The sequence below is a fragment of the Streptomyces sp. NBC_00285 genome (genome assembly GCF_036174265.1).
Taxonomy (GTDB): domain Bacteria; phylum Actinomycetota; class Actinomycetes; order Streptomycetales; family Streptomycetaceae; genus Streptomyces.
This window is the reverse complement of sequence record NZ_CP108055.1, coordinates 1817474-1843940: the sequence shown is the minus strand read 5'-3', so window position 1 is coordinate 1843940 and position 26467 is coordinate 1817474. Positions and strand designations below refer to the sequence as shown.

At 72.5% G+C, this 26467-nt stretch carries 25 protein-coding genes and 1 pseudogene; 13 read left to right on the top strand and 13 right to left on the bottom strand.

The window, feature by feature from the left end:
* Nucleotides 1-51 precede the first annotated feature (51 nt).
* The 6 genes from OHT57_RS08370 (at nt 52) to OHT57_RS08345 (ending at nt 6581) form a co-directional block, all read left to right on the top strand.
* The gene (locus OHT57_RS08370; RefSeq protein WP_328745433.1) at nt 52-786 is read left to right on the top strand and encodes a hypothetical protein; all 735 of its coding nucleotides are present in this window, start codon (nt 52-54) and stop codon (nt 784-786) included.
* On the top strand, nt 783-1325 hold the full coding sequence (locus OHT57_RS08365; protein WP_328745432.1) for a SixA phosphatase family protein: 543 nt from the start codon (nt 783-785) through the stop codon (nt 1323-1325). The genes OHT57_RS08370 and OHT57_RS08365 overlap by 4 nt, the downstream gene beginning before the upstream one ends.
* Nucleotides 1326-1375: 50 nt before the next feature.
* The gene (locus tag OHT57_RS08360; RefSeq protein WP_328745431.1) at nt 1376-2002 is read left to right on the top strand and encodes a YigZ family protein; all 627 of its coding nucleotides are present in this window, start codon (nt 1376-1378) and stop codon (nt 2000-2002) included.
* Complete coding sequence (locus tag OHT57_RS08355) at nt 1999-2160, top strand: hypothetical protein (protein ID WP_328745430.1); 162 nt, start codon at nt 1999-2001, stop codon at nt 2158-2160. Before OHT57_RS08360 ends, OHT57_RS08355 begins: the two co-directional genes overlap by 4 nt.
* A gap of 267 nt (nt 2161-2427) precedes the next feature.
* A complete protein-coding gene (locus OHT57_RS08350) occupies nt 2428-3591 on the top strand; it encodes an exonuclease SbcCD subunit D (RefSeq protein WP_328745429.1) in 1164 nt (387 codons plus the stop codon).
* The gene (locus tag OHT57_RS08345) at nt 3588-6581 is read left to right on the top strand and encodes an SMC family ATPase (RefSeq protein WP_328745428.1); all 2994 of its coding nucleotides are present in this window, start codon (nt 3588-3590) and stop codon (nt 6579-6581) included. Before OHT57_RS08350 ends, OHT57_RS08345 begins: the two co-directional genes overlap by 4 nt.
* A 57-nt stretch (nt 6582-6638) precedes the next feature.
* On the opposite strand, the gene OHT57_RS08340 is transcribed toward OHT57_RS08345, so the two are convergent.
* Nucleotides 6639-7085, bottom strand: a complete 447-nt coding sequence (locus tag OHT57_RS08340) for an Lrp/AsnC family transcriptional regulator (protein ID WP_328745427.1) — start codon at nt 7083-7085, stop codon at nt 6639-6641.
* A 94-nt stretch (nt 7086-7179) separates the two neighbouring features.
* Between OHT57_RS08340 and OHT57_RS08335 the strand changes: the two genes are divergently transcribed.
* Together OHT57_RS08335 and OHT57_RS08330 are read left to right on the top strand one after the other, a co-directional pair.
* Nucleotides 7180-7665 (top strand): rhodanese-like domain-containing protein, encoded by a 486-nt coding sequence (locus tag OHT57_RS08335; RefSeq protein WP_328745426.1) that lies wholly within the window; start codon nt 7180-7182, stop codon nt 7663-7665.
* 71 nt (nt 7666-7736) lie between these two features.
* A complete protein-coding gene (locus OHT57_RS08330; RefSeq protein WP_328745424.1) occupies nt 7737-8252 on the top strand; it encodes an immunity 21 family protein in 516 nt (171 codons plus the stop codon).
* 124 nt (nt 8253-8376) lie between these two features.
* Here OHT57_RS08330 and OHT57_RS08325 read toward each other — a convergent pair whose 3' ends face one another.
* Together OHT57_RS08325 and OHT57_RS08320 are read right to left on the bottom strand one after the other, a co-directional pair.
* Complete coding sequence (locus OHT57_RS08325) at nt 8377-10068, bottom strand: DUF885 domain-containing protein (RefSeq protein WP_328745422.1); 1692 nt, start codon at nt 10066-10068, stop codon at nt 8377-8379.
* 33 nt (nt 10069-10101) lie between these two features.
* Entirely contained in the window at nt 10102-10596 is a 495-nt protein-coding gene (locus tag OHT57_RS08320) for an Lrp/AsnC family transcriptional regulator (protein ID WP_328745421.1), read from the bottom strand.
* Between the two features lie 60 nt (nt 10597-10656).
* Between OHT57_RS08320 and OHT57_RS08315 the strand changes: the two genes are divergently transcribed.
* Complete coding sequence (locus OHT57_RS08315; RefSeq protein ID WP_328745420.1) at nt 10657-11868, top strand: trans-sulfuration enzyme family protein; 1212 nt, start codon at nt 10657-10659, stop codon at nt 11866-11868.
* On the opposite strand, the gene OHT57_RS08310 is transcribed toward OHT57_RS08315, so the two are convergent.
* The 3 genes and pseudogenes from OHT57_RS08310 to OHT57_RS08300 all read right to left on the bottom strand — a co-directional run bounded on the left by OHT57_RS08310 (nt 11846) and on the right by OHT57_RS08300 (nt 16024).
* Nucleotides 11846-13225 carry a GNAT family N-acetyltransferase gene (locus OHT57_RS08310; RefSeq protein ID WP_328745419.1) on the bottom strand — a complete coding sequence of 460 codons (1380 nt, stop codon included), beginning with the start codon at nt 13223-13225 and terminating at the stop codon, nt 11846-11848. The two genes, OHT57_RS08315 and OHT57_RS08310, sit on opposite strands and share 23 nt — an antisense overlap.
* Nucleotides 13226-13405: 180 nt before the next feature.
* Nucleotides 13406-15000, bottom strand: a pseudogene (locus OHT57_RS08305) (alkaline phosphatase D family protein).
* A gap of 193 nt (nt 15001-15193) precedes the next feature.
* The gene (locus OHT57_RS08300; protein WP_328745418.1) at nt 15194-16024 is read right to left on the bottom strand and encodes an alpha/beta fold hydrolase; all 831 of its coding nucleotides are present in this window, start codon (nt 16022-16024) and stop codon (nt 15194-15196) included.
* A gap of 155 nt (nt 16025-16179) precedes the next feature.
* Between OHT57_RS08300 and OHT57_RS08295 the strand changes: the two genes are divergently transcribed.
* Nucleotides 16180-17064, top strand: coding sequence for an RNA polymerase sigma-70 factor (locus OHT57_RS08295; RefSeq protein WP_328745416.1), 885 nt, complete (start codon nt 16180-16182; stop codon nt 17062-17064).
* Nucleotides 17065-17257: 193 nt separating this feature from the next.
* Nucleotides 17258-18019: a GntR family transcriptional regulator gene (locus OHT57_RS08290; RefSeq protein ID WP_328745415.1), complete on the top strand. Its 762-nt coding sequence runs from the start codon at nt 17258-17260 to the stop codon at nt 18017-18019.
* A 43-nt stretch (nt 18020-18062) separates the two neighbouring features.
* Here the strand turns inward: OHT57_RS08290 and OHT57_RS08285 are convergent, their stop codons facing one another.
* The 3 genes from OHT57_RS08285 to OHT57_RS08275 all read right to left on the bottom strand — a co-directional run bounded on the left by OHT57_RS08285 (nt 18063) and on the right by OHT57_RS08275 (nt 21303).
* Nucleotides 18063-19220 (bottom strand): ROK family transcriptional regulator, encoded by a 1158-nt coding sequence (locus OHT57_RS08285; protein WP_328753148.1) that lies wholly within the window; start codon nt 19218-19220, stop codon nt 18063-18065.
* A gap of 236 nt (nt 19221-19456) precedes the next feature.
* Nucleotides 19457-20119, bottom strand: a complete 663-nt coding sequence (locus OHT57_RS08280) for a response regulator transcription factor (protein ID WP_328745414.1) — start codon at nt 20117-20119, stop codon at nt 19457-19459.
* Nucleotides 20120-20133: 14 nt separating this feature from the next.
* Nucleotides 20134-21303 carry a sensor histidine kinase gene (locus OHT57_RS08275; protein ID WP_328745413.1) on the bottom strand — a complete coding sequence of 390 codons (1170 nt, stop codon included), beginning with the start codon at nt 21301-21303 and terminating at the stop codon, nt 20134-20136.
* A gap of 108 nt (nt 21304-21411) precedes the next feature.
* Between OHT57_RS08275 and OHT57_RS08270 the strand changes: the two genes are divergently transcribed.
* Both OHT57_RS08270 and OHT57_RS08265 read left to right on the top strand, forming a co-directional pair.
* Complete coding sequence (locus tag OHT57_RS08270) at nt 21412-22332, top strand: ABC transporter ATP-binding protein (RefSeq protein ID WP_328745412.1); 921 nt, start codon at nt 21412-21414, stop codon at nt 22330-22332.
* A gap of 1 nt (nt 22333) precedes the next feature.
* A complete protein-coding gene (locus OHT57_RS08265; RefSeq protein ID WP_328745411.1) occupies nt 22334-23083 on the top strand; it encodes an ABC transporter permease in 750 nt (249 codons plus the stop codon).
* 181 nt (nt 23084-23264) lie between these two features.
* Here OHT57_RS08265 and mug read toward each other — a convergent pair whose 3' ends face one another.
* From mug to OHT57_RS08245, 4 genes are read right to left on the bottom strand one after another with little or no spacing between them, the layout of a single operon-like run.
* Entirely contained in the window at nt 23265-23810 is a 546-nt protein-coding gene (mug, locus tag OHT57_RS08260) for a G/U mismatch-specific DNA glycosylase (protein WP_328745410.1), read from the bottom strand.
* Nucleotides 23811-23823: 13 nt separating this feature from the next.
* A complete protein-coding gene (gene purB, locus OHT57_RS08255; RefSeq protein WP_328745409.1) occupies nt 23824-25266 on the bottom strand; it encodes an adenylosuccinate lyase in 1443 nt (480 codons plus the stop codon).
* A 59-nt stretch (nt 25267-25325) separates the two neighbouring features.
* The gene (locus OHT57_RS08250; protein ID WP_328745408.1) at nt 25326-25667 is read right to left on the bottom strand and encodes a DUF4326 domain-containing protein; all 342 of its coding nucleotides are present in this window, start codon (nt 25665-25667) and stop codon (nt 25326-25328) included.
* A 6-nt stretch (nt 25668-25673) separates the two neighbouring features.
* On the bottom strand, nt 25674-26447 hold the full coding sequence (locus OHT57_RS08245) for an SGNH/GDSL hydrolase family protein (protein WP_328745407.1): 774 nt from the start codon (nt 26445-26447) through the stop codon (nt 25674-25676).
* Nucleotides 26448-26467: the final 20 nt, after the last annotated feature.

Sequence of the window (26467 nt, the reverse complement as noted above, 5' to 3'; positions counted from 1 at the left end):
AATACCGGTCAGTCACCTGCGCGGAGCCCTCCGCCCGCCTACGCTCGCCCCGTGCTGTGCATCACCGACGCCCGAACCGGCGAGCTCGTCGACGCCGCCCCCGCCCGCAGAGGCCTGACCAGGGTCGAGGCCCATGCGCCGGGCTACGACGCCTCCGCCCTGCGCGTCCTGCTCGTCGCCGACATCCTGGTCCGGGCCCTGGAACTCGGCGGCACCCCCGTATGGGCGCTGCTCACCGGTGACCGGGAACAGGCGGAACTGCACGCGGGCGCCGCCGCCCTGGGCACCCGGCCCTTCGAGGACCGCCGGGACGTCGGACCCGGGTGGGGTGAGGCCCAGGCCGTCCATGTGGTGGGGGAGGGCGGCGCGGCCCCGGACGGGGTACGGGTCGCCGTCGCGCCCGTCGCGCCCGTTGCGCCCGTCGAGACCGAGGCCATCCCCGAGGGCGCCGACCCCGCCGTCGTCCGCCTCGCCCTGCTCACTGCGCGACGGGGCACACCCGCCCGGCTCGACGAGGCCGCCCTGACCGAGGCCCACGGGACCCTCCTGCGGTGGCGTCGGGCCGTCGCCGCCTGGGCACGGCAGGCGTCCCGGCCCGTCCCGGACGAGGTGCGCGGACGGCTCCGAACCGCCTGGGAGGACGACCTGGACGTACCCGAGGTCCTGCGCGTGCTGCGGTGGGTCGAGGAGTCGGAACTACCGGAGGGCGCCCGTTTCGAAACGTACGTCTACGCGGACCGGCTGCTCGGTCTCGACCTCGCCCGCGACGTCGGATCCCAGCCATGACCGCGCCCACCGGAGCGGGCTCGTCGCGTCGCCTCGTCGTCCTCAGACACGCCAAGTCCGCCTGGCCCGAGGGCGTCGCCGACCACGAACGCCCGCTCGGGCCCCGCGGACTCCGGGACGCCCCGGAGGCGGGCCGCCACCTCGCCGACGCCGGACTGCTCCCCGACCTCGCCCTGTGCTCCACGGCCGTACGCGCCCGGCACACCTGGGAGTTGGCGGCCGCGCAGTGGGACACCCCACCGCCTGTGCGCCTCGACCCCGAGCTGTACGGGGCCGACCCGACGGAGTTGCTGGCGACCGTGCGCGAGACGCCGCCCGAGGCCGTGACGCTGCTGCTCGTCGGGCACAACCCGGGGCTGGAGGAACTGGTCCTCACGCTGGCCGGGGGCGGCCTCGGCGACGCGCTGGACGAGGTCCGGGTGAAGTTCCCGACCTCGGCGATCGCGGTGCTGGAGTGGCACGGTGAGTCCTGGCGGGACCTGGCCCCGGGGGCGGCGCTCCTCACCTCCGTGACGGTGCCGCGGGGGAGCAGAACGTGACGCCGGGGCAGTCCGTCGGGGCCTCCGCATCCACGGATTAGGCTGGCCGGATGCAGGACGAGTACCGCACGGTGGCCCACGCGGGTGTGCACGAGACCGAGGTCAACCGCTCGCGTTTCCTGTGCGCCCTCGCCCCGGCGGCCACCGAGCAGGAGGCCCGGGACTTCGTCGCGGCCGTCCGCAAGGAGCACGCCGACGCCACCCACAACTGCTACGCCTACGTCATCGGCGCCGACGCCGCGATCCAGAAGGCGAGCGACGACGGCGAACCCGGCGGCACCGCGGGCGTCCCGATGCTCCAGATGCTGATGCGCCGCGACATGCGCTACGTCGTCGCCGTCGTCACCCGCTACTACGGCGGCGTCAAGCTCGGCGCGGGCGGCCTCATCAGGGCGTACGGCGGCTCGGTCGGCGAAGCCCTGGACACGCTCGGCACCCTCACCCGCCGCCGGTTCCGCCTCGCCACGGTCACCGTCGACCACCAGCGCGCGGGCAAGGTGCAGAACGACCTGCACTCGACCGGACGCGAGGTACGGGACGTCCACTACGGCGAGGCGGTCACGATCGAGATCGGGCTGCCGGACGCGGACGTGGCGGCGTTCCGGGGATGGCTCGCGGATGTGACGGCGGGGACGGCGGGGTTCGAGCTCGGCGGGGAGGCGTACGGGGACGCGTGAGCTGGTGGGGCGGGGCGCCGACCTGGCGTTCACTCGACGGCACCCCGCCCGGCCTCGCGCCGGCCGCGCACCCGGGCGACAGTGCCGCTGCGGACGTGCCGCCGAGATCTCATCAGCTCCGAGTGGTCGTCTTCGCCGGTGAGGCCCGCGCGATGTGACCCGACCCGGTGCCGTGAGGCGCCGCCCGCGGACGGCAATCCCGCCGGGCCGTAAGGGAGTTCGTCGGCGCCTCGAACAAGCAGCGTGGAGGGTCCGACGGCAGGACCGCCAAGGGCGTCCCTCTCCCGCCTTCGCTCCCTTCCGTCACCCCGCCTGATCAGGGAACGCAATGCGTTAGCGTGGCGGGTGTTGACGGCGAGCCCCGTGCTGGTTCGTGCTGGTCTTAGAGGCGCAGTAGGGGTAAACGTGCAGTTCGGGGCGGTTTCATGAGAATTCTGCACACGTCCGACTGGCATCTCGGCCGGGCGTTCCACCGGGTCGCCATGCTCGAGGCGCAGGCCGACTTCATCGGTCACCTGGTCACGACCGTGCGGGAGCGCGGGGTGGACGCGGTGGTCGTGTCGGGGGACGTGTACGACCGCGCGGTGCCGCCACTCGCCGCTGTCGAGCTGTTCGACGACACCCTGCACCGGCTCGCCGACCTCGGCGTACCGACGGTGATGATCTCCGGGAACCATGACTCGGCCCGGCGGCTCGGGGTGGGGGCGGGGCTGATCCGGCGCGCGGGAGTCCACCTGCGCACCGAACCGGCGGCGTGCGGGACGCCCGTCGTGCTCACCGACGCGCACGGCGATGTGGCCTTCTACGGACTGCCCTACCTCGAACCGGCCCTGGTGAAGGACGAGTTCGGGGTGGTGAAGGCGGGCCACGAGGCCGTGCTCGCCGCCGCCATGGACCGGGTCCGCGCCGACCTCGCCACACGCGCGGAGGGCACGCGGTCCGTAGTCCTCGCTCACGCCTTCGTCACCGGCGGCGAGGCCAGCGACAGTGAGCGGGACATCACCGTGGGCGGGGTGGCCGCGGTGCCCGCCGGGGTCTTCGACGGGGTCGACTACACCGCCCTCGGGCACCTGCACGGCAGTCAGACCATCACCGAGAGCGTGCGGTACTCCGGTTCCCCGCTGCCGTACTCCTTCTCGGAGGCCGACCACCGCAAGAGCATGTGGCTCGTCGACCTGGACGCCTCGGGCGCGGTCACCGCCGAGCGCGTCGACTGCCCGGTGCCGCGTGCGCTGGCCCGGATCCGCGGAAAGCTGGAGGACCTCCTCGCCGATCCCGGACTCGCGCCCCACGAGGAGGCATGGGTCGAGGCCACCCTCACCGACCCGGTCCGCCCGGCGGAACCGATGGCCCGGCTCTGCGAGCGGTTCCCGCACACGCTCAGCCTCGTCTTCGATCCCGAGCGGACACCGGACGACCCCGGCGTGTCGTACGCCCGGCGGCTGGCCGGACGCAGCGACCAGGAGATCGCCGACGACTTCGTGGCTCACGTGCGGGGCGCCGGACCCGACGAGCGTGAACAGGTCGTGCTGCGGGACGCGTTCGACGCCGTGCGCGCGGACGAGGTCGTCCGGGAGGTGGCCCGGTGAGGCTGCATCGGCTGGACATCACGGCCTTCGGCCCGTTCGGCGGCTCCCAGACGGTCGACTTCGACGAGCTGTCGGGCGCCGGGCTGTTCCTGCTGCACGGACCGACCGGGGCGGGGAAGACTTCAGTGCTCGACGCCGTCTGCTACGCCCTGTACGGCTCCGTGCCGGGAGCCCGGCAGAGCGGCCAGGGACTGACCCTGCGCAGCGACCACGCCGGGGCCGCCACCCGCACCGAGATCCGGCTCGAACTCACCGTCACCGGGCGCCGGTTGGAAATCACCCGGCAGCCGCCGTGGGAGCGCCCCAAGAAGCGCGGCTCCGGTACGACGCTGGACAAGGCCCAGAGCTGGCTGCGCGAGTACGACGCGGCTGCCGGGGCCTGGAAGGATCTGAGCCGGTCCCACCAGGAGATCGGTGAGGAGATCACCCAGCTGCTCGGCATGAGCCGTGAGCAGTTCTGCCAGGTGGTGCTGTTGCCGCAGGGCGACTTCGCGCGCTTCCTGCGGGCCGACGCCGAGGCGCGCGGCAAGTTGCTGGGCCGCCTCTTCGACACCCACCGCTTCGTCGAGGTCGAGAAGCGGCTGGCCGAACGCCGCCGTGCCGCCGAGGCGCAGGTGCGCGAGGGGGACGCGGCACTGCTGGCCGACGCGCACCGCATGCAGCAGGCTGCCGGTGACGCCATGGAGCTGCCCGGACTGGCCCCCGGCGAGCCGGGACTGGCCGAGGCCGTCCTGAGCGCGGCCGCCGTCGCCCGCAGCACCGCCCGTGAGCAGTTGACGATCGCCCACTGCGCCCTGAACACCGCCGAGTCCGGTCAGGCCGCCGCCGAGCGCGCCCTGGCCGACGTACGCGAAGTGGACCGGCTGCAACGGCGGTTCGCTCAGGCGCGTGAGCGTGCCGTGCTGCTGGAGGAGCGCGCCGACGGCTACCACCAGGCGCAGGCACGCATGGAGCGGGCCCGCAAGGCCGAGGCGGTGGCGCCCGCGCTGGAGCTGCGCGAGGACACGGAGGCCGAGCACCGGCGGGCCGCCCTGGCCGAGACATACGCGCGTGAGCTGCTGCCGGAGACCTTCGCGGGAGCCGGGGCCGCCGGACTCGCGGCCGCCGCACGCCGGGCGGCCGAGGAACTGGGCGGCCTGGACGCCGCCCGGCGCGGAGAGCAACGGCTGGCCGAACTCCTCACCGAACGCGCCGAGTTGGACCGCCAGGAACGGTCCGACGAGGACGTACTCCAGGAGGCCGAGGCGTGGCTGACCGGGTGGGAGGAGGTCCGTGCGGGTCTGCGCACCGGTGTCGAGACCGCCCAGGAGGCGGCCACCCGCGCCGAACAGCTGGCCGTACAGCGGGAACCCGCCCGCAAAAGGCTTGCCGCGGCACGGCAGCGCGACCAGTTCGCCCGGGACACCGACGACGCCCAGCAGCAGGTGATCGGGGCGACGGAGCGCGCGCTGAAGGCCCGGGCCGACTGGCTGGACGTCAAGGAGCGGCGGCTGAACGGCATCGCCGCCGAACTGGCCGCCCAGCTCGCCGACGGTGAGCCGTGCGCGGTCTGCGGAGCCCCCGAGCATCCCGCGCCCGCCCGCAAGGACGCCGGACATGTCGACCGGGGAGCCGAGGAGCGCGCGCTCGCCGACTCGCAGCGCGCGGACGAACAGCGGGCCGAGACCGAGCGCCGACTCGGCTTCGTACAGCGGGCGCTGGCCGCGGCCCAGGGCGAGGCCGGTGACGCGTCCACCGAGGAACTCGCTGTCCAGGCGGAGGAGTTGGAGCGCGAGTACACCCAGGTGCGCGGCCTCGCCTCGGCCCTGCACACCGCGACGGAGCAGCTGGGGCAGGCCGAGCGGGAACGCGAGCGACGGCTCACCGCCCAGCAGGAGGCCGCCGTGCGCACCGCCTCCCGCGGCGCCCGCCGTGACGCGCTGGACCGGGAACGAACCGCCCTGGAAGCCGAGTTGACCGAAGCGCGAGGAGCCGCCGACAGCGTGGCCGTCCGTGCCGCCCAGCTGGAGCGGCAGGCCGCGCTGCTCACCGACGCCGCCGACACCGCCCGCGCTGCCGAGGACACCGCCCAGCGGCTCAAGGACGCCGACGCCAGGCTCGCCGACGCCGCCTTCCGGGCCGGTTTCGACACCCCCCAGGCCGCGGCCGCCGCCCTCCTCGACGCCGCGGCACACCGCGACCTCCAGCACCGGCTGGACGCCTGGCAGGCCGAGGAGGCCGCCGTGCGGGCCGTTCTCGCCGAGACCGACACCGCCGAGGCGGCCCGGCGTGCGCCCGCCGACGTGACGCGGGCGGAACGGGCCGCTTCCGACGCGGGCCGCCGGGTCCGTGAGGCCGCCTCCGCGCGTGACGCGGCCGCCCGGCGCTGCGCCGAGCTGGACCGGCTCTCCACCCGCTCGGCCACCGGCCTGCGGCGGCTGGCGCCGCTGCGCGAGGAGTACGACCGAGTGGCCCGGCTGTCCGCGCTCGCCGCGGGCACCTCGGCGGACAACGAACGCAAGATGCGCCTGGAGTCCTATGTGCTCGCGGCCCGGCTGGAGCAGGTGGCGGCCGCCGCGACCGTACGGCTGCAGCTGATGTCGTCGGGCCGCTACACCCTCGTCCACTCCGACGACCGTGCCGGCCGCGGCCGCAGCGGGCTGGGACTGCACGTCGTGGACGCATGGACCGGACGGGAGCGGGACACGGCCACGCTGTCGGGCGGCGAGACGTTCTTCGCCTCGCTGGCCCTGGCGCTGGGCCTGGCGGACGTCGTGACGGACGAGGCGGGCGGGGTGCGCCTGGACACGCTCTTCATCGACGAGGGCTTCGGCAGTCTCGACGACCAGACCCTGGACGAGGTCCTCGACGTCCTGGACTCGCTGCGGGAGCGCGACCGCAGCGTCGGCATCGTGAGTCACGTGGCTGATCTGCGTCGGCGTATCCATGCGCAACTGGAGGTCGTGAAGGGGCGTTCGGGGTCGGTGCTGCGACTGCGGGGAGCGGGCTGAACCCGTGTGGCCGGCGGCCCCCGCCGGCCCCTGCGGAAGCCAGGCGGGTTGTCGGGTTCAGAGGCCCAGCGGTCGCCGGGGGAGCGGTGACGAGTACACGACGCTCGTGGTCACCGAGCCCAGCGTGCTGATCCTGCCCGACACCTCCTCCAGGTGGCGCATCGAGCGCGCGGCGACCTTGATGACGAAGCAGTCGTCACCGGTCACGTGGTGGGCCTCCAGGATCTCGGGCGTCACGGCGACCAGGTCGTGGAAGGGCTTGTAGTTGCTGACGGGGTAGCGGAGGCGGACGAACGCCAGGATGGGCAGGCCGAGCCGGTCGGGGTCCACGACGGCGGCGTACCCCTGGATGACGCCCGCCTCCTCCAGACGCCGCACACGTTCGGTGACCGCGCTGGGCGACATGGACACGGCACGGGCGAGCTCGGCGAAACTGGCCCGGCCCTCCCGCTGGAGGACATCGAGGATGCGCCAGTCGATGGCGTCCGGGGAATACGTGGTCATCCATGAGAGATAGCAGGGGAATCCCCGGTCGATCAAGTTCGGTGCCGGGGAATTCGTCTTCAGCTTCCTGACCGTGAGTCATAGATTTCTGGCCATGACGACAATCGACTCGCTCACCGTGAACCCCGTTCTGCGCGACGCCCCCGCCGCCCCGGCCGAGGCCGCCGCCTACTTCCGTGCCGACCTCGCCTTCCACGCGGACGTCTCCGACGTCGCCGCCGCGCTCGCCGCCGACGGGGACCCCGGATTCGTCGTCCTCGACTCCCGCTCCACCGCCGCCTGGGATCAGGGGCACATCCCGGGCGCGGTCCACCTGCCCACCGCGCTCATCGCCGAGCAGGCCGGACCACTCCTCGACAGGTCCGTGCCGGTGGTGACGTACTGCTGGGGCCCCGGCTGCAACGGCGCCACCCGCGCCGCGCTCGCCCTCGCCGAACTCGGCTACCAGGTGAAGGAGATGCTCGGCGGCTTCGAGTACTGGGTGCGCGAGGGCTTCGAGTTCGAGACCCGTGAGGGTCGCGAGCGGCGTGGCACCGACCCGTTGACCGCACCGAACGACTCGGTTGACTGCGGCTGCTGAGGCCCGGGGACCGCGGCGGGATTGCTGTGCAGGTGCAACTCCGAGGTTCCTGTGCGTGTAGGTTCTGGCGCATGGTGCGATACGCGGAGCCGGGCGCGGTGGAGTGGGTGGAGTCGGGCGGCGGTCCGCTCATAGCGGTGCCGGAGACGGTGCTCCCGTTCTGGGCGGGCGCCGACGGTGACGAGACGGCCTCTGATTACGACCGGGCCTGTGAAGTCGACGGCTACATGGGCCTGTTGCCGGTCGGCGACGCCACGGCCCTGGTCCTCGGGGACGAGCCCGCCTCGACCGCTTACCTTCCCGACCACGACACCTTCGTGAGGTGGTGCGCCGCCGACTCCGAGGACGAACTCCTCGCCGAGGTCCCCGCCGCTCTCGCCACTGCCGTCTGGGATTCCGAGGTGAACTGGGCGGTGCCCGGCCCGGTCGTCCTCTTCGACGCGGCCTGGGCCGGAAACGACTGCGTGAACACCGACCACCTGAAGGTCTCGCTGGCCCCCGGCCGGTACGCGGTACGCGCGGCCGGCGTGCGGCCCGGGCCGGAGACCTGGCTGGGGCTGGTGCAGCTGCGACGGCTGCCGGACTGAGGCATGCGCGCGGTCCGCCCCACCACCCCACTGACGGCGGACGAGGCGGACCGGGCCGGGTCACCGGACGAAGGCCGAACCACGAGGCGCCGAACCGAAAGGCACCCCGCGGTCGCCGTGGCCGTCAGAGCTGTGACAGCTCGTCCACCAGGTCGTCCAGACCCAGCGAACCCTGCGACAGCGCCGCCATGTGCCAGGCCTTGAGGTCGAACGCGTCGCCGTGCCGCTCGCGGGCCTTCTCCCGGCCGAGCAGCCAGGCACGCTCACCGAGCTTGTAGCCGATCGCCTGCCCGGGGATCGTGAGGTAGCGGGTCAGTTCGCTCTCCACGAAGTCCGCCGGACGGCTGCTGTGCGCGCCGAAGAACTCCTGCGCCAGATCGGGCGTCCAGCGCTCGCCCGGGTGGAAGGGCGAGTCCGCCGGGATCTCCAGTTCCAGGTGCATGCCGATGTCGACGATGACCCGCGCGGCCCGCATCATCTGCGCGTCGAGGTAGCCGATCCGCTGCTCCGCGTCCGTGAGGAAGCCGAGCTCGTCCATCAGCCGCTCCGCGTACAGCGCCCAGCCCTCGGCGTTGGCGCTCACTCCGCCCACCGCCGCCTGGTAGCGGGAGAGGTTCTCCGCGACGTGCGCCCACTGGGCGAGCTGGAGGTGATGGCCCGGGACGCCCTCGTGGTACCAGGTCGAGACGAGGTCGTAGACCGGGAAACGGGTCTGGCCCATCGTCGGCAGCCAGGTACGGCCGGGACGCGAGAAGTCCTCCGACGGGGGCGTGTAGTACGGGGCCGCCGCACCACCGGGCGGGGCGATGCACGACTCCACCTTCCTTACCCGCTCGGCGAGTTCGAAGTGGGTCCCGTCGAGCGAGTCGATCGCCTGGTCCATCAGCCCCTGGAGCCAGTCCCGGACCTCGTCGACGCCCTCGATGTGCTTGCCGTGCTCGTCGAGGTGGGCGAGGGCCACCCACGGCGTCTCGGCGCCCGGGAGGATCTTCTCGGCCTCCTGCTTCATCTCGCCGAGCAGCCGGTGGTACTCGGACCAGCCGTAGGCGTACGCCTCGTCCAGGTCGAGGTCCGTGCCGTTGAAGTAGCGCGCCCAGCGGGCGTACCGCTCCCGGCCCACGGTGTTCGGGGCGCCCTCGATCGTCGGTGTGTACACGTCCCGCATCCAGTCCCGCAGTTCCACCACGGCGGCGGTCGCGGTGCGGGCGGCCTCGTCCAGTTCCGTGCGCAGGGATTCCGGGCCGGCCGAGGCGAAGTCCTCGAACCAGCCCCGGCCTTCACCGTCGGTGTCGGCCCACTCGGTGAGCTGTCCGACGAAGGTGGCGGTCGGGCGCGGCGGCGCGTACAGCTTGCGCTCCAGACCGAGCGCGAGGGACTCGCGGTAACCCGCGAACGCGGCCGGTACGGCGCGCAGCCGCTCGGCGATCGCCGCCCAGTCCTCGTCGGTCCCGTTCGGGGTGACGGTGAAGACCTCGCGGACCGAGTGCGCGGGCGTGGCCATGTTGCCGACCGCGCGCAGGCCCTCGTCGGCCTCGTGCACGGCGAGTTCGGCCGTCAGCCGTTCGCGCAGCAGCCGGCCGCACCGGCGCTCGCTGTCACTGTCCGCGCCGGGCTGCCGCTCGGCGGTGTCGAGCTTGGCGAGCGTGGCCCGCTGAAGCTCGGCGAGCGCCTCCTGCCCCGCCGGTGAGGTGTCGGGCAGCCTGCTCGAACTCTCCTTCACGCCGAGATAGGTACCGGTGACCGGATCGAGGGCGATGAGTTCGTCGACGTATGCGTCGGCGACCTGACGGGGGAGCGGGATCTGGGTCTCAGACATGCGGTCCATCCTCATACGGAGACCGCGCGGGAGTCACGTGGATTCCGCTGTCGGCGTGGCAGGCGGAAGCAGGGGCCCGCACTCCCACTGCTGGAAGATCAACCGGGTCTCCACCCGCGCCACTTCACGCCGGGACGTGAACCCGTCCAGCACCAGCCGCTGGAGATCCGCCATGTCCGCCACGGCCACATGCACGAGGTAGTCGTCAGGACCGGTCAGATGGAACACCGTCCGCGACTCCGGCAACGCCCGGATCCGTTCCACGAACGGTCCCACCAGCTCTCGCCGGTGCGGCCTGACCTGCACCGACAGCAGCGCCTCGAGGCCGCGCCCGAGCTTCGCCGGATCCAGGCGCAGCTGGTGTCCGAGGATGACGCCCGAGCGGCGCAGCCGGGTCACCCGGTCAAGACAGGTCGAAGGGGCGACGCCGATCTGCTCGGCGAGATCGCGGTAGGTGGTCCGTGCGTCGTTCTGCAGCAACCGCAGGAGATGCAGGTCCACCGGGTCCAGTTCGACAGATGCGGTCATCGATCGAACGTAGCACGGCACTCTGCCCCGGATCACCGGCCGGTGTTCACTCTTGCGGTCATGGACTCAGCGCGCACATCCACCGCCTCGCGTACGCCGCTCAGAGCACTGGACACCGAGGCCGTCCACGCCGGTCGCGACGACCTCGCCCGGCAGGGACTGCACGCCCCACCCATCGACCTGTCGACGACCTACCCGTCCTACGACAGCCGTGACGAGGCCGCCCGCATCGACGCCTTCGCCGCCACCGGCGCCGAACCCGACGGGCCGCCCGTCTACGGCCGCCTCGGCAACCCGACCGTCGCCCGCTTCGAGACCGCGCTCGCCCGGCTGGAGGGCACCGAGGCCGCGGTCGCCTTCGCCAGCGGCATGGCCGCGCTCACCGCCGTCCTGCTCGTGCGGGCGTCCCTGGGCCTGCGTCACGTGGTCGCCGTACGCCCCCTGTACGGCTGCAGCGACCACCTGCTGACCGCCGGACTCCTCGGCTCGGAGATCACCTGGACCGACCCTGCGGGGGTCGCCGCCGCCCTGCGCGCGGACACCGGCCTGGTCATGGTGGAATCCCCGGCCAACCCCACCCTGGCCGAAGTCGACCTGCGGGCCCTGGCCCACTCCTGCGGCTCCGTGCCCCTCCTCGCGGACAACACCTTCGCCACCCCCGTGCTCCAGCGCCCTGCCGAGCAGGGTGCCCGCCTGATCCTGCACAGTGCCACCAAGTACCTCGGCGGCCACGGAGACGTGATGGCGGGGGTGGTGGCCTGCGACGAGGAGTTCGCGGGGCAGCTCAGGCAGATCCGCTTCGCCACCGGCGCCGTCCTGCACCCCCTCGCCGGCTACCTCCTCCTGCGGGGCCTGTCGACCCTGCCCGTCCGGGTACGGGCCGCCTCCGCGACCGCCGCCGAACTCGCCCGCCGTCTCGCCGCCGACCCCCGCGTCACCCGGGTCCACTACCCGCGCATCGGCGGAGCGATGATCGCCTTCGAGGTCGACGGCGACCCGCACGAGGTGATCGCCGGCGTCCGCCTGATCACCCCGGCGGTCAGCCTCGGCAGCGTCGACACCCTGATCCAGCACCCGGCGTCCATCAGCCACCGCGTGGTGGACGCCGAGGACCGCAGGGCCGCCGGGGTCAGCGACCGCCTGCTGCGGCTGTCGGTGGGCCTGGAGGACGTCGAGGATCTGTGGGCGGATCTGGGTGCCGCGCTGCGGTACCCGTCCGGACCCGCGCCCGCCGTTGAGGTCTCGGCCGCTACGGCGTCCCGGTCTTCGTGACCCCCACAGCGCGCTCCTGCTCTCCCCGCGGAGCGAGCCGCGCCGTGATCACCAGAGTCCCCTCCTCGATCTGGTAGTCGAGGGGGAGCTCCAGCCCCCGCATCGCCGCCACCATCCCCGTGTTGGAGGACTGCGTCACGGCGTACACGTTCTCGCACCCGGCCTCGGCGGCCATGGTCACCAGTCGCTCCAGCAGTTCCGCACCGATCCCGCGCCGCTGCCACGCGTCCTCGACGAGGAGCGCCACCTCGGTCTCGTCCCCGTCCCAGAGCAGATGACCGAGCCCGACGATTCGCCCCGAGGCGGTCTGCACCGCGAGCGTGCGGCCGAAGCGGGGACTGAGCAGGTGGTTCAGATAGCGGTCGGCGTCGCCGAGCGGCCCGTGGTAGCGCATGCTCAGAGTTCGCGGCGAGCACCGCTCGTGCATCGCCCGCGCGGCCTCCACGTCACCGGTGTCGGCCCGCCGCACGGTGATGTCGCTGCCCTCCGGCAGCGTCAGCACGTCGTGACTGCGCGGAATCCGCGGACCGAGCCGGGCGTCCAGCTCGACCAGGGCCCGGGCCCTGGCGAACTCCGTAGGCGTGAACGGCAGATACGGCCGCTCCACGGTGATCACTCCGCCCTCCGGCCCCCGCAGCCGCATCACGGTGTCCTCGAGAACTCCTTCCACGGGCACGCCCTCCGGCCTGCGGCCGCCCCCCACCGGAACCGCAGGCAGCGACCGGATGGTGCACCGGCCCAGCAACTGCCGTAGGGCCAGGGGAAGTTCGGCCGCGTCCAACGCGGTGCGGGTGGCAAGTCCCAGCACCCGGGTGGGGGCGTCCACCAGGTCGTGGGTGTCGGCCCGCTCGATCCAGGTGTCGGTCCCGCCGGCCCGCGCGACGGACCGGGTGATCTCGGAGCCCTCCAGGGTGCCGGGGGCGCGCAGCAGGAACTCGTCGACCGTGCCCTCGGCCAGAGGATGGGTCTGGAGACTGAGGATGTCGACCCGCTGCCCGGCGAGCGCCGCGCAGAGGGCGGCCAGGGAACCCGGCGCGTCCTTCACCGTGGTGCGCATCCGCCACAGCGTGCTCTCTGCGGCCACGGGGGCCGCGGTCCCCGACGGCTCCTCGGACGGCCCGGCCTGCTCCCCCTGGGGTAGCGGCCGGGCACCGGTATCGCCCGTCGGGGGCGCATGGCCGTGGCGGTGTGCCCACCATGTGTGGAATCCGGCGGTGGCGGCCAGGGCCACCGCCGAGATCACCAGCAGCGCCGTACCGTCGGGTCCGTGCCCGACCATGTTCGCCACGGTGTCCGCCACCGCGACGGCCGTGAACAGGGCCGCGAGTTCTATGACGTCGCGCCGCCAGTGGTGCACGGGACGACCGTGTTTCGCACGCGTCACATCAGACATGTCTCGAGTCATGCAGCCACTGTGGAGGAACGGTGTTGCGTGATCACGAACGCATTGTGACTGATCGGTAAAGCGTGGTTCCGTACTTTTTATACCCTTTTCAACTGTTGAGTCGCACCATGAGCCCCCTCGGTGGGCCGGGAGTCACTGGCCCACCCGGCCCGGCTGGAGCACCTGCGTGAACAGCACGGTGCCGTCCGCCTCGCGCAGCCGGACCGTCAACTCGCCGCTGTGTCCGTCGATGTCGACCTCGCCGAAGAACTGGTAGCCGCCGGCGGGGGAGACGTTCGAGGCGGTCGGCGCCTTCACGAACACCCGCTCCGGACCGAAGGTGCCGTCGAGCGCACTGGCCGGGAAGGCCCCCGCGTTCAGCGGGCCCGAGACGAACTCCCAGAACGGTTCGAAGTCGGTGAACGCGGCCCGCGAGGGCTGGTAGTGCTGGGCCGAGGTGTGGTGGACGTCGGCGGTCAGCCACACCGTGCCGGTGATCTTCCGGTGCTTGACGTACCGCAGCAGTTCGGCGATCTGCAGCTCACGCCCGAGCGGGGCGCCCGGGTCGCCCTGCGCCACCGCCTCGATGTTCGCCCTGCCCTCAGTGGCGTCCGGAACCACCAGCCCGAGCGGCATGTCGGAGGCGATCACCTTCCACACCGCGCGCGAGCGCGACAGCTCCCGCTTGAGCCACTCCAACTGCTCCCGGCCGAGGATGCCCTGCGGGTCCACGGTCTGGTCGTCGGGCGAGTTGGCGTTGCGGTACGTGCGCATGTCCAGCACGAACACGTCGAGCAGCGGCCCCTGCCGCAGTACCCGGTACACCCGGCCGTCCCGGGCTCCCGGGCTCCCGGCCGCAGCGTGGAGACCGGGAAGTACTCGCTGAACGCGCGCCGGGCCCGTCCGGCCAGGACGTCGACGCTCTTCTCGGTGTAGCGGGTGTCGGAGTCCAGGATCGTCTGGCCCGGGTACCAGTTGTTGCGGACCTCGTGGTCGTCCCACTGGATGACGGACGGGACCCGGGCGTTGAAGGCCCTGAGGTTGTGGTCGAGCAGGTTGTAGCGGAAGTTGCCGCGGAACTCGGCCAGGGTCTCGGCGACCTTGGACTTCTCCTCGGTGGTGATGTTCCGCCAGGTGCTGCCGTCGGGCAGGGCGGCGGTCTGCGCGATGGGGCCGTCGGCATAGATGTTGTCACCGCTGCACAGGAAGAAGTCCGGATCGAGGTCGGCCATCGCCCGGTAGATCGTGTAGCCGCCGACGTCGGGGTTGATGCCCCAGCCCTGTCCCGCGAGGTCGCCGGACCACAGGAAGCGCACCCCGTCCCGGCGGGCGCCGGAGACCGTGCGGAAGGTGCCCGTGACCGGCTCGCCGGTGCGGCGCGGGTCGTCCGGGTCGGCCAGCAGCACGCGGTAGTGGATCTGCTCGCCCGAGGGCAGGCCGTGCAGCCGGGTCGTCCCCGTGAAGTCGGTGCCGGCGCCGAGCAGCGGGCCGTGCCACCGGCACGGGTTGCGGAACGACTCGGTCGCGGACGTCTCCACGATCATCCGGGCCGGGCGGTCCGAACGCACCCACACCAGGCCGGAGTCGGAGGTCACGTCTCCCGTCTGCACGCCCCAGCCGGCCACGGGACGCCCGGACAGGGCGAAGGCCGGCGCCGCTGCGGACACGGTGGGCAGGGTGAGGGCCGCCGACGCGGCAAGGGATCCGCGCAGAACGCTGCGACGACCGGGGAACGGACGGTGGGACATGAATGCGCCTCCAGGGACGGGATCCGGCCAGTGTGCGATGCCACACCTACTGGGGCCCCGCAGCGCATACGCAAACCACGAGTGAACAACTGACCGCGGGAACAAGGGAACCCGTGTGTGAGACGGCGCGGCCGGTCCCGGTCCGCCGCACCCGTCAGGTGTACGGCGTCCGGAAGCCCGTCGGGAGAAGGGCTCAGCGGCTGCCGTCGAGGATCACGCGGGCGACCAGGGCGGGGTCGTCGTTCATCGGGCAGTGGCCGCAGCCGGGCAGCCGTACCAGCCGGGCCCGGGGAATGACCTGCTTGGCGCGCACGCCCTGCCGGCGCACGAGCAGCATGTCCCTGGTGCCCCAGGCCACCGTGACCGGGAGCCCCGGGATGTCGTCGGTGAACTGGACCGCGGTGCCGGACCGCAGGGTCTGGTCGAACCCCGTGGCCCGGGCGAGGGCCAGCGTCTCGGCGACCACGGCCTCGGGCGCCCGCAGGCCCGGGCGGGCGTAGATCGTGCTCGTCAGCATCGTGCGGCCTGCCACGGTGCGCGACAACCGCTCGACGAGCGGCAGCGGCAGCCGCCGGGAGATGTGCCGCATCGTGAGCAGGACGCCGAACGCGTAGCGGCGCTCGGCCTGTGACCAGAACCCGGCCGGGGACAGTGCGGTGACGGACCGTACGAGCTTCTCGCGGGCGAGTTCCAGGGCCAGCAGACCGCCGAGGGAGTTGCCCGCCACATGCGGGCGGTCCAGCTCCAGCGTCTCGCAGAACGCCCCGAAGACCGTCGTCGTCGTGGCCAGGTCGTAGGCGACGCCCTCCGGCAGGCCCGGGGATGCGCCGAACCCGGGCAGGTCCACGGCGATCACGTCGCGCTCGGTCGCGAGGATGTCCACCACCGGGTCCCAGGCCTGCCGGTGGTGACCTATGCCGTGCAGCAGGAGCAGCGGCTCACCGCGGCCCACACGCGTGTAGGAGACGGTCACGGGCTTCGGCCCCTGAGCGGTGGGGACTTCGAAGGAGACGGTGGCGGACATGAGGGCTCCTTGACTGCGGCTCACGGGCTCAGACGGGAACGCACGACGGACACGCTGTAGACAGCTTGTCAGCAATTGCTACTCGCGGGTAGACCCGTTGTGTGCCGCATGGATATCGTCTGGACACGAGACGGCGTCCGGGTTGGGATGAACCTGTGGCCACCGAAACCGAGACCGACGTCTTCGAAGCACACCGTCCCGTCCTCATGGGCGTCGCCTACCGCATGCTCGGGCGCGTCGCCGACGCCGAGGACGTGGTGCAGGAAGCCTGGCTGCGCTGGTCGGCGGCCGACCGGAGCGAGGTGCGCGAACCGCGCGCCTATCTGGTCCGTGTCACCACGCGTGTGGCGATCGACCGGCTGCGCCAGGTCAAGGCGCGCGGTGAGACGTACGTCGGCCCGTGGCTGCCCGAGCCGTATGTCACCGACTTCGGGGACACCGTCCCCGACACCGCCGAGCGGGCCGTCCTCGCCGACTCGGTCTCCCTCGCCGTCATGGTCGTCCTGGAGTCGCTGTCACCGCTGGAACGGGCGGTGTTCGTTCTCAGGGAGGCCTTCGGCTACCCCTTCGCCGACATCGCCGCCATGCTCGACCGCGCCGAACCGGCCGTACGCCAGCTCGCCGGGCGGGCCCGCAGGCACGTCGATGAACGACGGCCGCGCTACGAGGTCGACCCGGTCCGGCGCCGCGATCTGACCGAGCGTTTCCTCGCCGCCGCGGGCGGGGGCGACCTGGCGGGGCTGATGTCGCTGCTGGCCCCGGACGTCCGCCTGGTGGGCGACAGCGGCGGCAAGTCCAAGGCGCCGCTGCGGGTGCTGGAGTCGGCCGACAAGGTGGCCCGCTTCCTGGTCGGCGTCTCCGAGAAGGGCGTCGAGGACATCTCGTGGCGGTTCCTGGAACTCAACGGGGGTCCGGCAGTGCTCGTGCTGTCCGCGGGAAAGCCCGACTCGGTGTTCCAGTTGGACGTCGTGGACGGGCGCATCCAGGCCGTTTACATCATCCGCAACCCCGACAAGCTGCGGTCGCTGCCCTCCGCCTGACGTCCGGCGGACGGGGCGTTGTACGAACGCCCCGTGAACGCTGCCCGGCGTCACGCCCGCATGCCGCTCAGGGGATCGAGGATTGGTCTTGACCAAGGGTGGGGGCCGCCCTATGGTCGCAGAGAAGTGCAACAACCTTTAATAAACAAGGGCGCTAAAACGCCGTAGGACCACGGCGATTGCGGAGGACAGGGTGGGGACCACGCAACTGGAATCGGTACCGGAACCGAAGTACTGGCATCTGAGGACCGTGCTCAGTGAGGCACTGGACTCCGAATTCTCCGTGGGGGAGATCCTGCCCAACGAGCGAGACCTCGCGGCCCGCTTCGGCGTCGCCCGCGCGACGCTCCGACAGGCACTGGAGCAGCTGGAGCTGGAGGGCAGGCTCCAGCGCCGCCGTGGAGTCGGCACGACCGTCGCACCGCCCCGCGTGGGCGTCGCCGTCGGCCCCGAGCAGCACGCGTGGCCCGGTGCGGCCGGCGACGACTGGCAGCCCGTCGACTGCGCCGCGGCGGTGCCGCCCGCATCCGTCGCCGATGCCCTTCAGGTCGACCGCGACCAGCCTGTGCACGTCGTGCGCCGCTCCCGTACGAACCATGGCCAGCCGGTCGCCGCCGAACTGCTCTACATTCCCGAGCAGTCGGTGCCGGAACTCTCCGCCATAGACGCGCCGTCGGGCGCGGCACGCGTGCGTGCCGTGCTGCGCGAGCTGCACCGCCTGGAACTGGACAGCCGGGAGAACGCCGTCGAGCTCGGCTCGGCCCGCGCGGACGACGCCAAGGAACTGGACCGCCTCCCCGGGGCCCCGGTGCTCGTCGTCACCACCCGCTACCTGGCGGGGGGCCGCACCGCAGCGATCTCGGTGGCCACCTACCGCGCGGACACCTGCAGGCTGACCTTCGGGGACTCCGGCGCGGTGGAGATCGACGAGGGGCCGCAACGCCAGGCCTCCTGAGCGCTACGGCGGTGCCCCGGACCCGCGTCCGGGGCACCGCACCTCAGCGTCGCGCCGTCACCGTGCTCTCCACGGCGAACAACTGCTCCTCGACATGGTCGAGGGCGAGCCGCAGCGCTCCTGTCGCCACAGCCGCCTCGCCGAGGAGAGACAGGGTGACTTTCGGCGGGCGCAGACAATAGCGGGCCAACTCGCGCCGCAGCGGCTCCAGTACGCCGTCCAGGCCGGCCGCCCAGCCGCCGATCACCACAAGCTCCGGGTCGACGGCCAGGACCAGTGCCGCCACGTCGTGGACGAGCCGCTGGATGAAACGGTCCACGGCCGCCCGGGCCCGCTCGTCGCCGCCGCGGGCCTGCGCGAAGACCTCGGCCACGGCCTGCTCGTCGAGCGGGTGCAGGGGCTCGTCCGTGGTGGACAGCAGCGTCTCCGGAGTGACCCCGCGGCCCAGCAGGTGCAGTGCGCCGATCTCCCCGGCTGCACCGCCGTACCCCCGGTGCAGCCGCCCGCCGATCAGCGAGCCGGCCCCCGGGCTCAGCCCGGCCAGCACGAACACCATGTCGTCGGACTCGGTGGCGGCACCCTTCCAGTGCTCGGCGACCGCGGCCGCGTTGGCGTCGTTCTCGACCAGGACCGGGCACTTGAAGGAACGGCTGAGCCGCTCGCCCAGAGGCAGTCCCGTCCACTCGGGCAGCGCCGCGCACAGCCGTATCGTGCCGTCCGTCTCCACGATGCCCGGCGAGGCGGCCCCCACGGCCCACAGGGAGTCGCGCGCGACTCCGGCCCGGCGCAGCAGTTCGGCCACCGTGGTGCGCAGGCGCTCCAGGCGTTCGTCGGCGGACGCCGTCTCGTCGACGTCCTTGGCCACCGCGCCAAGGACGCGGCCGTCGAGGTCGGAGAGAAGGGCGGCGACCCGGTGCGGTCCGATGTCCAGGCCCAGCAGATGCCCGGCCTCGGCCCGGAACCGGAACCGTCGCGCGGGCCGCCCCTGCCGCCGGGCGACGCTCTCGTCCGCCGCCTTCTCGACCACCAGGCCGGCCTCGATGAGCCCCTCGACGACGCCCTCGACCGTCGGCCGGGACAGGCCCGTCACCCGGGTGATCTCGGTCAGTGTCGCGCAGTCCGTGGCGCGCAGCGCGTGCAGCACCACCGCGGAATTGATCCTTCGCAGCAGCGAGGGATCCCCGCCGGTCAGCCGCCCCAACGTCCGTCCTCCCAGCTCGTGCGCGTGTTTGGGCGGATCGTACTCGGCGCGGCGGGCCCCGGCGAGTGCCGGGAGCCGTGAGATCGTCCACCACGCCCACCGACCGGATCCGGACACCGGGCCGGATCCGATGCATCGGCCGCGGTCCGGCCCACCGAACGCGGCCAGGAGGGCGACCGCCGGCCGATCAACGACGTGAGCAGATCGATCACACGGGCACGTGTCCGTGTGTCCGGTCAGCCCGGTGCGACGAAGCCCGACTCGTACGCCGCGATCACGGCCTGGGTACGGTCGCGCGCCCCCAGCTTCGCCAGGACCGCGCTCACATGCGACTTGACGGTCTCCGTGCCGACGATCAGCCGCCCGGCGATCTCCCCGTTCGACAGGCCGCGGGCCATCAGCCGCAGCACCTCGGCCTCCCGCTCGGTCAGCTGGGCCCGCTCCATCGTCGCGCGGGCCGCCCGGTTGCCGCCGTCGTCGCCGTACCGGGCGGCGAGCCGGCGCACCGAAGCGGGGAACGGCAGCGACTCGCCCTCGGCGACCAACCGCACCGCGTGCACGATCTCGGCCGGCCGCGCCCGTTTCAACAGAAACCCGTCGGCGCCCGCCCGCAGGGCCTCGTACACGTACTCGTCGTTCTCGAACGTCGTGATGACGACGATCTTCGGCGGCTCCTCGATGGTGCGCAGCACCGCGCGGGTGGCCTCGATGCCGTCCAGCAGAGGCATCCGTACGTCCATGGCGACCACGTCGGGCCGCAGTTGCCGCACGAGGGGGATCACCGCCGCCCCGTCGGCCGCCTCGCCGACGACCTCGATGTCGGGCTGCGCCTCCAGCACCGCCCGCAGCCCGGCGCGTACGAGAGGTTCGTCGTCGACGAGGAGGACGGTGATCGGCATCCGGTCAGCGTATGTCAGCGCAGCGGCAGCTCGACATGGACCTGCCAGTCGCCGCGGTCCGGGCCGGTGTGGGCACGGCCACCGAGCAGGGCCGCGCGCTCCCGGATGCCCCGCAGACCGCTGCCCCGCCCGGGCCCGGGCACGTCGGCCGTGAGCGGATTGCGGACCTCGAGGACGAGCATGTCGCCCGCGACCTCGATGAGGACCCTCACCGGGACGCCTCCCGCGTGCCGCAGCACGTTGGTCAGCGACTCCTGCAGGATGCGGTAGCCCTCGCGCGAGACCGGTCCGGGCACGGTGTCCACCGGACCCGTGAACTCGGCGTCCACCTTCGCGCCGGACGCGCGGGCGGACTCCAGCAGCCGGTCGGCGTCCGTCAGCGTCGGACGGCCGCTCACCGGACGCTCCGACTCCCGCAGCACACCGAGGACCCGCTCCAGGTCCTCCAGGGCGGCCCGGCCGGTCTCCTCGATGGCGGCCAGGGCACGGTCGGTGAAGGTCGGGTCTCCCGCCGCACGGGCGGCGCCCGCCTGGACGACGGCGACGGTCAGGGCGTGCCCTATGGAGTCGTGCAGTTCGCGCGCGATACGGGTGCGTTCGAGGAGCTGCTCGGTGCGCTCCTCCATGGCGGCCAGGCGGTCCGCGGGGGAGGGGCCGAGCAGCCGGAGGGCGATGGCGGTGATGAGACGGCCCGCACCGACCACCGTCAACGCCAGCGCGGCCAGCGACAGGGGCGCGAGCAGGATGTGCCACCACCGGTGGCCGGCGAGGAAGATGAGTGAGCCTTCGTCGACGTCCCGGCCGAACGCCGACGCCACCAGGTCCACCGAGCCGATGAGCAGTTGCACGGTCAGCATCGATGTCGCGAAGCCGAGCAGCAGCCGCGTCTCCAGCCACACCACGAGCCGGCCCCGGTCACCCCAGGACGCGGACGGCGCCACCACGATGTCGATGTTGTCGCTGTCGTGCCGGTGCCCCGTCAGCAGGAGCCTGGCCTGCAACCCCTCCACGGTGCGCATCGCGGGCACCAGTGCGGCGGGGGCGAGCGTCAGGGCCGCGACCGGCCAGATCCACCACGCCTCCTCGATGAACAGCCACATGGCCGGCCACACGACGGCGATGAACAGATGCAGCCATCGTGTGTACGTCACCACCCGGCCGAACGGGCGCAGCAAGCGAACCATGCCGTCATGGTGTCAGCCGCCACCGACATCGGACCTCCCTCGCACGGGGGAGACGATCTCCACGCGCGGGGGAGGCCCCGGCCCCGCACGAGCGGCCAGGCTGCTGCCATGACCAGCATCGAAGTCCAAGCGCTCACCAAGGAGTTCGGCACCCGACGTGCCGTGGACGACGTCACCTTCCGTGTCCTGCCCGGCCGCGTCACCGGCTTTCTCGGCCCCAACGGCGCCGGAAAGTCGACCACCATGCGGCTCGTCCTCGGACTGGACCGCCCCACTTCCGGGACCGCCACGATCGGAGGCCGCGTCTACACCACGCTCCACGAACCCCTGCGCCATGTGGGCGCTCTCCTCGACGCCCAGGCCGCGCACGGTTCCCGCACCGGCCGCGATCACCTGCGCACGCTTGCGGTCAGCAACCGCATCCCCCACAGCCGGGTCGACGAGGTGCTGGAGGAGACCGGGCTGGCCTCGGTGGCCCGGCGCAGGGTGAAGACGTACTCCCTGGGCATGCGGCAGCGGCTCGGTATCGCGGGCGCCCTGCTCGGCGACCCCGGGGTGGTCATGCTCGACGAACCCTCGAACGGCCTCGACCCCGAAGGCATCATCTGGATCCGCGAGTTGCTGCGCCGACTGGCCGGGGAAGGCCGCACGGTCCTGGTCTCCAGCCACCTCATGAACGAGACCGCGTCCTTCGCCGACCACCTCGTCGTCCTGGGCAGAGGCCGGCTCCTCGCCGACACCCCGCTGCGAGGGTTCATCCACGCACGCGTGCAGCCCAGCGTCCGCATCCGTACGTCGGACCCCGCCGCCCTGGAGGACACCCTCACCCGGCACGGTCACCACGCCGTGCAGCACGACGACGGGCACTGGACGGTGCCCCACGCACGCGTGGACGAGATCGGCGTCCTCGCCTCCGCCGCGGGCGTACCGATCCTGGAACTGACCGCGCAGGAAGGCACCTTGGAACAGGCCTACCTCGACCTCACCGCCGCCGAAACCGAGTTCACCGCACAGCCGCAGGAGGCCTGACATGTCGTCCCCGCCCACCGCCCACTCCCTCGCCCCCGTCCTCCACTCCGAGTGGCTGAAGATCCGCACCCTGCGCTCACTGCTCGGCACCCTGCTCGCCCTGTTCGCCGCGACCACCGCGTTCTCCGCGCTCGCGGGAGTCTCCGAGACGTCCGACCCCGAGTTCGACCCGTTGTTCATGGCGTTGTCCGGCGTCGCGCCGGGGCAGATCGCGGCCATCTCCTTCGGCGCCATGGCAGTGTCCTCGGAGTTCCACGGGGGTGGACTCCGGCTGACCCTGGCCGCCGTGCCCGGACGCGGGCGGTGGTTCGCGGCGAAGCTCCTGGCGATCGCCCTGCCGACCCTGGCCGTGGGGCTGGTCACCGCGTTCGCCGCGCTCGTCGTGGCACGGGCCGGACTCGGTGCCGCGGCGAACGGACTGTCCACGGCCGAGCAGGCGCGCGGTGTCGTCGGCTGCGCGATCTACCTCACGCTGATGGCGTTGTTCGCGGCGGGCATCGCGGCGCTGCTGCGCAGCGGTGTGGGTGCGCTCTCCCTCATCATCCCGTTCGTCCTCATCGTGTCGTTCGTGATCGGCGACGCGGCCGGGGGCGGCATCGCCGACCTGCTGCCCGACAGGGCGGGACAGACCGTCCTGTACGAGCACCCCGACCGAACCCTGGGACCATGGGCGGGCCTTGGGGTCACCGCGCTGTGGACGGCGGCGGCCGTGGCCGCGGGGGCCTGGAGAGTACGTCGACGGGACGCCTGAGCCCGCACGTCGTCCGGCACCCTGCCAGATGTCAGTGCCGCCAGGTTCACTGGAGCACATGGACAGTGCGAGGTACCTCGACGTGATCGGCTCACTGCGGGCCGGGCGACCTGACCGCGGCGGACGGCGAGTCGGACGCCCGCAGGACGCGGCCGAACCGCAGCAGCCTTCACCACGTCGCTCAGGCCTCCGCCGCCACCCGCAGCCGGGCGAACTCCTCCGCCATCGTCGCCGCCGTCCAGTGCGCGTTCAGACCGCTCGGGTTGGGCAGCACCCACACGCGTGAGGTGCCGATCGTCCGCTCCTGCGGCCCCACTTGAGCCTTGCGGTCGTCGAAGGCCGCTCGATAGGCGGTCACCCCCACCACGGCCAGCCACCGAGGCCCGAGCCGGGTCACCTTCTCCGCCAGCGACCGCCCGCCCTCGCGGTACTCCTCGGCGCTCAGCTCGTCCGCCCGCGCGGTCGCCCGGGCCACGACATTGGTGACCCCGAGGCCGTACGACAGCAACTCCCGCTGTTCCGACGGCTTCATGAGCCTCGGCGTGAAGCCGGACAGATGCAGCACCGGCCAGAACCGGTTGCCGGGGCGGGCGAAGTGGTGGCCCGTCGCGGCCGTCATCAGGCCGGGGTTGATGCCGCAGAACAGCACATGGAGACCGTCCGCGACCACGTCCGGCACCAGACGGTCGCGGGCGGCCTCCAACTCCTCGGGGGTGAAGCGCGTCATCGTGAGAGGGGTGTCAGAGGATCGCGCCGGGCGTGTAGCCCGCGGCCGCCGGGTGCTGCTTGACGATCTCCTCGATCCGGCCGACGACGAGGGCGACCTGGTCGGCCGCGGCGCCCGTGAAGGACAGCTTGTCGGCCATCAGCGCGTCCAACTGGGCGCGGTCGAGCGGGATGCGCCCGTCGGCGGCCAGCTTGTCGAGGAGTTCGTTGCGCTCGGCACCCTGCTCGCGCATCGCGAGCGCGGAGGCGACGGCGTTCTCCTTGATCGCCTCGTGGGCGACCTCGCGGCCCACGCCCGCGCGCACCGCGCCCATCAGCACCTTGGTGGTGGCGAGGAACGGCAGGTAGCGGTCCAGCTCACGGGCCACGACCGCCGGGAAGGCACCGAACTCGTCGAGCACGGTCAGGAAGGTCTCCAGCAGACCGTCGAGCGCGAAGAACGCGTCCGGCAGCGCGACCCTGCGCACCACCGAGCAGGACACGTCGCCCTCGTTCCACTGGTCGCCCGCCAGCTCGCCGGTCATCGAGGCGTAGCCGCGCAGGATGACCATGAGGCCGTTGACGCGCTCGCAGGAGCGCGTGTTCATCTTGTGCGGCATCGCGGACGAACCGACCTGGCCCGGCTTGAAGCCCTCGGTCACCAGCTCGTGCCCGGCCATCAGACGGATTGTCTTCGCCAGCGAGGACGGGGCCGCCGCCAGCTGCACCAGCGCGGTGACGACCTCGTAGTCCAGGGAGCGCGGATAGACCTGGCCGACCGAGGTGAACGCCTGCGAGAAGCCCAGGTGTCCGGCGATCCGGTGCTCCAGGTCCGCCAGCTTCGCCGCGTCACCGCCCAGCAGGTCCAGCATGTCCTGCGCGGTGCCGACCGGGCCCTTGATGCCGCGCAGCGGGTAGCGCGCGAGGAGCTCCTCGACCCGGCCGTACGCGACGAGCAGTTCGTCGGCGGCGGTCGCGAAGCGCTTGCCGAGGGTGGTGGCCTGCGCGGCCACGTTGTGCGAACGGCCGGCCATGACCAGCTCGCCGTACTCGCCCGCGAGCTTGCCGAGACGCGCCAGGACGGCCACGCTGCGGTCGCGGACCAGTTCCAGGGAGAGGCGGATCTGGAGCTGCTCGACGTTCTCCGTGAGGTCACGGGAGGTCATGCCCTTGTGGACCTGCTCGTGGCCCGCGAGGTCGTTGAACTCCTCGATCCGCGCCTTCACGTCGTGCCGCGTGACCTTCTCGCGCTCGGCGATGGAGGCCAGGTCGACGGTGTCCAGGACCCGCTCGTAGTCGGCGAGCGCCTCCTCGGGCACCTCGATCCCGAGGTCCTTCTGGGCCCGCAGCACGGCGAGCCAGAGCTGACGCTCCAGCCTCACCTTCTGCTCGGGCGACCAGAGCGTGGCGAGCTCGGCGGAGGCGTAGCGTCCGGCGAGGACGTTCGGGATGCGGGGCTTGGCGGGAGCGGAAGTCACGTGCAGGGATTCTACTGGCGCTTCGTGCAGGCCAGCGACCCGGTCCCGTTCGTCGGAACCTACGAGAGCCGTTCCGCCAGCTCCGCCAGGACACCGGCGTGACACGGTTGTGGCGCGCACCAGCAGGCCAGGGCGCTCCCGCGCAGTTCGGGGAGGTGGGCGAGCAGATCCGGCCGGTCCAGCAGATACGCCCGGTACTTCGCCATGACCTCGGCCCGCGTGCCGTCCCTGCGGCGCTTCGGGGTGTCGTAGGCGAACGGGTTGTACAGCGGGTGCCTCGGCAGGTCCCAGCCGCCCATCGTCCAGCGGCGGCCGACGTACACGAGGTCGGCGGGCGCGTGTTCCAGGCGGGGGCCGTACTCGTGCAGCCGGCCCCTGACGTTGACCACGCGCGTGCCCACCCGGACCTACTCCTCGTAGGGCTGCAGGTCCGGCCGCTTCGGGGATCGGCCGTCCCCCGAGGAGCGTCCCGTCAGCCGCCGTCCGATCCATGGCAGCAGGTACTGCCGGGCGAAGCGGGCGTCCTCGATCCGCCGCGCGGCCCACCTCGGGGGGACCGTCGCCGGCACCGGTGTGCGCCACTCCGTGTCCTCGGGGTCGTAGCCGAGCCCCTGCCAGACGGCCTCGGCGACCCGGCGGTGGCCCTCGGCCGTCAGGTGCAGCCGGTCCACGTCCCACATGCGCTGGTCGGAGAGCGAGGGGGCGCCGTACAGGTCGACCACCAGGGCGCCGTGCCGCGTGGCCAGCTCGTCGACGACCTCGAACAGCTCTTCCATGCGGGGCCGGAAACGCTCCAGGACGGGCCCCTGGCGGCCGGGGCTGCGCATCAGGACCAGTTGCTTGCAGGACGGGGCGAGCCGCTCCACCGCCTCCGTCAGCAGGGCGCGGACCTGCCCCATGTCGCACTTGGGCCGCAGTGTGTCGTTCAGGCCGCCGACCAGGGTGATCACGTCCGGCTGCATCGCCGCCGCCACGTCCACCTGCTCGTCGACGATCTGCCGGATCAGCTTGCCGCGCACCGCGAGGTTGGCGTACCGGAAACCGGGCGTCACCGCGGCCATCCGGCCGGCGAGGAGGTCGGCCCAGCCCCGGTAGGTGCCGTCCGGCAGGAGGTCCGACATGCCCTCGGTGAAGGAGTCGCCGACCGCGACCAGGCTGGTGTGTGTGGGATTCGTCTGCATGGCGGAAGGAATGGTAACCG